The organism is Pigmentiphaga sp., from assembly GCF_019689535.1.
Taxonomy (GTDB): Bacteria; Pseudomonadota; Gammaproteobacteria; order Burkholderiales; family Burkholderiaceae_B; genus Pigmentiphaga.
The window spans coordinates 1-6255 of record NZ_JADGHH010000193.1; the positions used below are offsets into that span (position 1 = coordinate 1).

Here is a 6255-nt window from a genome sequence, read left to right on the forward strand (position 1 = left end):
ACTTTTTCAGGACCAAACCTTAACATAAGGATCTCTTATATAAGGCTTCGTTACAAGTACCCGTCGAAGATTCACCAATATGGAGGAGTAAGCATGCCGTCAACCAAGAACGCCCCCACCGCCGCGGACGTGGACCTGGAGCGCTTCGGGCTGCGGGCGTTCCTGGAAGCGCTTGGGCCGGATGAGCTCGAAGTCGAGGCCAACCGGGTCGAATTGGGGCAGATCGCCGAGCGCGTCGACAACAATCCGCGCGCGGTCTGGTTCCAGGCGCCAGGCGATTCCAAGTTTTCGCTGTGCGCCAATGTGGCGGCAAGCCGCAGCCGCCTGGCGGCGGCGTTCGGCACGACGCCTTCCGAAGTGCTGCAGGAAATCCTCTCGCGCCTGGACCGTCCGGGCCAACTGGTCGAAGTGCCGCGCGAGACGGCGCCAGTGCAGCAAGTGGTGCTCACGGGCGAAGACTGCGACCTCACCGCCCTGCCCATCCACCTCCAGCACGACCTGGATGGCGCGCCCTATATTTCCGCGTCGATGGACTTCGTGCACGACCCGATGGCGGGACACACGAACGTGGGGATGCGCCGGCTCATGCTGCGCGGGCGCCGCACCGCGGGGGTGGACCTCGTGGCGCCTTCCGACCTGCGCGCGATCTACCTGCACCAGGCCGCGCAGGGCAAGCCCACGCCGGTTGCCTTTGCCATCGGCTGCCACCCCATCGACCAGCTGGCGGCCGTGCTGCGCTTCCCGGGTGATGAGCTCGCGTTGATCGCCGCACTGCGCGGCGAGCCCATGGGCGTGGTCAAGTGCGTGACCAATGACCTGCTCGTGCCGGCAGATGCGCAAATGATCCTCGAAGGCTATTTCGACGAGCGCGGACACGTGGAGGCGGAAGGCCCTTACGGCGAATTCCTCGGCTATTACGGCGCCGTGAAGCGCAATCCGGTTTTTCACCTGACGGCCATCACGCATCGCCGCGACGCCGTGTTCCAGACTTCGTCCATTGGCGGCGCCGCCATGCACCGCACGGATACGGCCCAGCTCGGCTCGCTGCGCACGGAAGTCTTGGTCTGGCGCGCGCTCGAGAGCGCCGTGCGCGACGTCCGCGCCGTGTACGCGCCGCCTTCGGCCGGTGGCTCGTTCAACGTGCGGGTCGCCTTGCAGCAGCGCGTGCCGGGTGATGCGCGCAATGCCATCGCAGCGATCTTCGGCTGCCAGGCCAACGTCAAGCACGTGTTCGTGGTCGACCCCGACATCGACATCTATTCCGACGCGCAAATGGAATGGGCCTTTGCCACACGCTTCCAGGCCGGCCGCGACTTGGTGCTGCAGACCGGCATGCGCACCGTTCCGCTCGACCCCTCGCTCGAAGGCAGCAAGGTCACCGACAAGGCGGGGTTCGACCTGACCATGCCGTATCTCCCGCCCGGGGCGGCGCGGCCCATCGAGCACCAGGTACCCAAGCCGCCCCGCTCTGGCGGCGCCCGCTTTGCCTCGCTCGAAGATGCTCTCAAGGATGGCCCCAAGTTCTTCGTCGAGCTGATGGCGGCCATCGATACGCGCGACGGCCTGGACGTGGTGCGCTGGCTGGACGATAACGGAACGAGGCTCGGCATCACGCGCGATGCGCAGGGCCGCTATTGCCTGAAGTAACGGCGCACCGGCGTCGCGCCCCGCATCGCGTTTCTCACGCAGTCCCGCGCGATGCGGCAGGCGGGATCCATGACGTTGGACCAACGGCATAGACCGCTCGGAATATGGTCCCCGCATATCCCGTCTGAAAGAATCCGCTTCACTCTCTACGTGAATGCGAACCATGGGACTGCACACCCCTTTTTCGTGCCGGTCCATGCTTCGGTTATGGTCGGCTTTCCGGTCGCTATGGCTGGCGGCGGCCTGCGCCGCCTGCATGCCGGCCCACGGCTCGACGCCGGACGCCGCCCCCGATGCGCCCATCGAACCTTGGCGCCAATGGCGCAGTGTGCTGTTCCGCGTGTTGCCGCCTGCCGCGGCGGCGCCCGCTCCCCCCCAGGCCGCGGACGATGATGCAGCCGGCGCGGATGGGGCTTCGGCTTCCACGCCCGTCAACTACGTCTTCGGCACCATCCACTTCGGCGAACTCGACGAACTGGAAGTCGATGCGGACATCCTGCGCGAGGCCATGCGCCACACGCGCGTGCTGGTCAACGAAGTGGACGGCGCGACCCGATGGGATGCCGCCAAGGAACGCTACCGCCTGCTCGACGATCCGGCGGGCCTGCCCGGCCTGATCGGCCAGGCGGCCTTTGCCGAACTGGCGCGCCTGCTGCCCCACGTACCGCCTTCGCTACTCGCCCGCCTCAAGCCCTGGGCGGCGCTCGCGCTGCTCGAGGCGCGCAATGAACGCTGGTTGCCCAAGCTCGAGACGCTGCTGCGGCGCGGCGGCGCATTCGTGGCAGTGGGCGCCATTCACCTGACCGGGTCGGCCGGGCTGCTCGAGCGGCTGCGCCAGCGCGGCTTTCTGATCGTTGCGGAGCCAATGTGAACACGCGCCCGAATGACCGAGGAACCGCCCCGTGGAGGGCCAAGGCATGTTGAATCGACATCAGGTTTTCTGGGGCCAGGGCGCCTTCCTCGCGCCCCTTCCGGCTCGAAGTGCGGGACAACGGCATCGGCATCGCGCCCATTCATCAAGCCAGGGTGTTCGAAGAGTTCTACCAGGTGGGCAATCCCCAGCGCGACCGGCGCAACGGCTTCGGCCTCGGCCTGTCGATCTGCGCGCGCATTGCCACGCTGCTGCAAACAGAGATACGGCTGCGCTCGGCCATGAACCGCGGCAGCACGTTCTCGATGGAGCTGGAGACCACCGAAGCGCCCGCCATCGCGCCGGCGATCGGTGCGGCGCCCGCGTCTTCCGCCCTGCTTTCCCTGGACATGGACTGCCTGCTGGTCGACGACGACGATGCCATCCTCGAAGGCACTGCGCAGTTATTGAAACAATGGGGGTGCCGCGTCGATTGCGAGCGATCGGCCGGCGGCGCGCTCGGGCGGCTAGGCGCCCCCGGCAAGCGCTACGAGCTCATTCTTTGCGACCTGCAGCTCGGCGACAGCGACGACGGGCTGGCGGTGGCGGAACAGGCACGGGCGCTGCAGCCGCAGGCCCAATTGGTGCTGGTCTCGGGCACCACCTCGCCCGAGATGCTGCGCCGGATCAGGGAGCATCGCGTCTCGCTGCTGACCAAGCCGGTCGCGCCGGCCAAGCTGCGCGCCCTGCTGGCGGGCGTCGCGGCCCGCCGCGGCAGCCTGCGCGAGGCCGCGCACCGGGCCGTCTGACGCGCGGCGCTCAGGCGCGGCTGGCGGCCACGCCAGGGCGGCCGACCGAACGCCTTTCCTGCAGCATCACGATGATGGCCGTCACGCTCATGAGCAGGACGGTCGCCCACAACACGCCCGTCGGCCAACCGCGATCGATCAGGTAGCCGAAAAGCACGGGGCCGGCGACGCCGCCCACGTTGAAGCCGGTGGAGACGATGCCGAAGGTGCGCCCCTCCGCCCCGGCGGGCGACGCGGCACGCACCAGCATGTCCCGCGACGGAGACACCATGCCGGCCAGGAAGCCCACCGCGCCCATGATCCCCACGAGCAGCGGCGCAGGCAGCGGGACGCATATGACGACCACCACCAGCAACGCCGCCGCGGCAAACGCGCCGCCTGCGAGCATGCCGTGCCGGGAGGTGCGGTCGGCCAGGAAGCCGCCCGCCAGCACGCCGCAGGCAACCGCGAACATATAGGCCGTCAGCGCCATGTTGGCGGTAGACAGGGGCACGCCGAACCCCTGCATGAGGGAGGTGACCGAGAACCGCTCGATGGAGCCCGTGCTCAGGCTGAGCAGCATGAACATGAAAGTCAGCACGCCGATCGCCGCGATCGGGATGGCGACCTTGGGCTTGCCCGGACCGGGCGACTTCTTGGCCGCAGGCGCGACCGCGGCCGCGTGTCGATCACCGAAAGCCAGGTAGGCCAGCGACAGCAAGCCGGCGAGCGCCGCCGCGGCGAAGGCCCAGCGAACGCCCCAGGCCACCCCGAGGCCGACCATGACGGGCGGCGTCAAGGCCCCGCCCAGGGATCCGGCGCAGGTGTGCAGGGAGAAGGCCCGGCCCATGCGGTTGGACTCGATGCCGCGCGACAGCAGGGAATAATCGGCCGGGTGATAAATGCCATTGGCGAAGCCCGCGACGGCCATGCACAGCAGCAGGCAGAAATAGGCCGGATACACCGCCAGCAGCAAATAGCTGAGCGTGCCGAGCGCCAGGGCCGACATGAGCATGGGCTTGGCCCCGACCCGGTCCACGATGAAGCCCAGCGGAGCCTGGGCCACGGCCGATACGCCGTTGAACACGCTGATGGCGAGGCCGAGGTCGACGAAGCCCACGCCCATCGCGCCCGGCAGCAGCGGCAACATGGCCGGCACGGTCATGATGTGGACATGGCTGACGCTATGCGCGGCCGCCACGCGCATCAGCAAGCGACTCGAAGATTGACTCATGGTTGTCTGGAGACGGCCCGTTCGACGCGGGCTTCTATTGGCAGAAACCCTCATTCTAGGCGAACGGGCGCCCAGCCATGGTCATGCCTTCGGTCGAGGGCCCCATGACGCGGGGCGGGGGCTCAGCACGCCCCTGCCTGCGCCCGCCGCTCAGAAGTTAGCGCATGCATTGGTCTTGTCGGTGGCCACGCAATTGCTCAGGTGCGGCCGCGTCTTCACGCGGCTGCTGCGCGAAATGGTGGCATGCGGCATAGGCGTTGGACTCATACCGGAGATCCTCGGGCGCGACTACGTGCAAACGGGCAAGCTCAAGCGCATCGTGACGGAGTGGGAGCCTCACCTGCCGCTGAACGCCTACATCGTGTCGCGCACCAGCCTGCCGCGGGCCACCCGCGCCATGCCCAAGCACTTGGCCGACGCCATCCGCAAGTCTCAGGACGCATGACGCGCGCCCTGTCACGACGACAGGTGGCGCCTCAGCATGGCATCGAACGCGTCCGGGTTCTCGAGGTTGGGAAGATGGCCCGCGCCGGGAATCTCGCACCAAACCGCATTCGGCATCTGGGCCGCGAGGGCTTGCAGCGCCTCGGGAATGGTTCCATCCGACTCGCCGGCGACCAGCGTCGTGCGCACGGTGCAGGCGCGCAGCGCATCCCGGTAGTCAAAGCGGGAGATGGCCAATGCGCAATGCTCGAAGCCTTCGGCAGACGTCTGGGCGATGGTCTCGCTGAGCTCCTCGACGTAATCCGGCCGCCGCGCCAAGGTCTGCGGCGTAAACCAGCGCTGCAGCGTTTCCTCGACGAGCGCAGCCGTGCCATCGCGTTGCGCGCGGGAGATCCGTGCCTCCCATAGCGCGGGATAGTTATCCGGCGCAAAAGGCGGCGCATCGCATGCCACCATGCTCGCAAGCCAGGTCGAGCGCCGCGTGGCCAGCTCGTAGCCGATCATGGCGCCCAGGGAAACGCCGACGTAATGAAAGCTCTCTAGCCCGCGGGCCGCCGCCAATTTGACGATGCCGTCAGCCAGGCTTGCGAGCGAAACACCTCCGGGCACGAGCGGACACTGCCCGTGCCCCGGCAGGTCGACATTGATGACCCGATATTCCTTCGCCAGCCACGCGACCTGCCTGTCCCACATTCTTCCATCCGCCAGGATGGAATGGGTCAGCACGATCGCGGGGTGCGACGCCGAGCCGTGTTCAGTGAAATACAGCCCCGAGGCCGGATCCAGTGCGCCTTGTCGTGTCACCAATGTTTCCTCCCTTGTTGCACTACTGTTCTCGTTTCGAGGAAACGACCGCCTCCGCCTGCCCTCCCGGCGCTTCACGCTGCGCCCGCAGGAACCGCCTCGCCGGTTTCGACGGGCAAGGATGGGTCGCTTCCCCATTGCGTCCAGGATCCGTCGTACACCTGCACCCGTGGTTCGCCCAACTTCTCCAAGGCCAAGGCCACCACGCAGGCAGAGACACCCGATCCGCACGAACACACAAAACGCGTATTTTGCCCCAATCGAACGCCACGCTGGCGCATGACGGCAGCAAGCGCCTCATCGGGCAGATACGTTTGCGAACCCGGGTCGAGCAAATTCCAACCATTTGTGGGCGCAATGACCCGGTGCGCGACAAGCCCCGCCGTTCAGGCGGGGAAGGATAGCGCGGACGGCGCAGCCGTCCTTGTCTTTGGGTTTCAGTGTGGGGTTTGCTGCTGCTCGATGTACTGGCGCACGATGGAAATCGG

General features: G+C 67.3%; 7 protein-coding genes. 4 read left to right on the forward strand and 3 right to left on the reverse strand.

Going from position 1 to position 6255, the window contains the following annotated elements; translation table 11 throughout:
* The first annotated feature begins 93 nt into the window (after nt 1-93).
* The 3 genes from IRZ12_RS14530 (at nt 94) to IRZ12_RS14540 (ending at nt 3306) form a co-directional block, all read left to right on the forward strand.
* Entirely contained in the window at nt 94-1647 is a 1554-nt protein-coding gene (locus IRZ12_RS14530) for a UbiD family decarboxylase (protein ID WP_296469746.1), read from the forward strand.
* Nucleotides 1648-1843: 196 nt separating this feature from the next.
* Complete coding sequence (locus IRZ12_RS14535; RefSeq protein WP_296469749.1) at nt 1844-2518, forward strand: TraB/GumN family protein; 675 nt, start codon at nt 1844-1846, stop codon at nt 2516-2518.
* A 110-nt stretch (nt 2519-2628) separates the two neighbouring features.
* A complete protein-coding gene (locus IRZ12_RS14540) occupies nt 2629-3306 on the forward strand; it encodes a hybrid sensor histidine kinase/response regulator (protein WP_367181592.1) in 678 nt (225 codons plus the stop codon).
* 10 nt (nt 3307-3316) lie between these two features.
* Here the strand turns inward: IRZ12_RS14540 and IRZ12_RS14545 are convergent, their stop codons facing one another.
* A complete protein-coding gene (locus tag IRZ12_RS14545) occupies nt 3317-4519 on the reverse strand; it encodes an MFS transporter (protein WP_296469752.1) in 1203 nt (400 codons plus the stop codon).
* A 181-nt stretch (nt 4520-4700) separates the two neighbouring features.
* On the opposite strand from IRZ12_RS14545, the gene IRZ12_RS14550 reads away from it, so the two are divergent.
* Nucleotides 4701-4964: a LysR substrate-binding domain-containing protein gene (locus tag IRZ12_RS14550; protein ID WP_367181593.1), complete on the forward strand. Its 264-nt coding sequence runs from the start codon at nt 4701-4703 to the stop codon at nt 4962-4964.
* A gap of 11 nt (nt 4965-4975) precedes the next feature.
* Here IRZ12_RS14550 and IRZ12_RS14555 read toward each other — a convergent pair whose 3' ends face one another.
* Complete coding sequence (locus IRZ12_RS14555; RefSeq protein ID WP_296469757.1) at nt 4976-5767, reverse strand: alpha/beta fold hydrolase; 792 nt, start codon at nt 5765-5767, stop codon at nt 4976-4978.
* A gap of 74 nt (nt 5768-5841) precedes the next feature.
* Entirely contained in the window at nt 5842-6102 is a 261-nt protein-coding gene (locus IRZ12_RS14560) for a sulfurtransferase (protein WP_296469761.1), read from the reverse strand.
* Nucleotides 6103-6255 lie beyond the last annotated feature (153 nt).